Raw genomic sequence first — 593 nt, forward strand, 5'->3', positions numbered from 1 at the left:
AAGAGGTACGCGAGCTGGGTTTAGAACGTCGTGAGACAGTTCGGTCCCTATCTACCGTGGGCGTTGGAAATTTGAGAGGATCTGCTCCTAGTACGAGAGGACCAGAGTGGACGAACCTCTGGTGTTCGGGTTGTCACGCCAGTGGCATTGCCCGGTAGCTACGTTCGGATGGGATAACCGCTGAAAGCATCTAAGCGGGAAGCCCACCTCAAGATTAGATTTCCCTAAAGAGCCGTTGAAGACTACGACGTTGATAGGCAGGGTGTGGAAGTGCAGCGATGCATGTAGCTAACCTGTACTAATTGCTCGTTTGGCTTGACCATACAACACCCAAGTGGTTTGTATGAAAGCTCTAATTAATCTATCTTGTAAAGCAAAAGCTTTAGAATAAAAGAAAGAATATTTCGATATCACCTTTAACCTTGATTCAGTTAGGTTACTGTTGGTCGACCATAAACTAAACACTTATAGTCAAACAATAAAAATAACAGACTCATATCTAACCCCCTTTGCTGACGACAATAGCATGATGGCACCACCTGATCCCTTCCCGAACTCAGAAGTGAAACATCATTGCGCCAATGGTAGTGTGG

2 rRNA genes are annotated in these 593 nt (G+C 45.5%); both read left to right on the forward strand.

Annotated features, from left to right (window positions below):
- Positions 1 to 323: ribosomal RNA gene (locus INT03_RS00005) — 23S ribosomal RNA — on the forward strand; the annotation flags it as partial.
- A gap of 188 nt (positions 324 to 511) precedes the next feature.
- Positions 512 to 593, forward strand: a 5S ribosomal RNA gene (rrf, locus tag INT03_RS00010); the annotation flags it as partial.

Source organism: Psychrobacter sp. PG1, assembly GCF_014897815.1.
Classification (GTDB): Bacteria; Pseudomonadota; Gammaproteobacteria; order Pseudomonadales; family Moraxellaceae; genus Psychrobacter.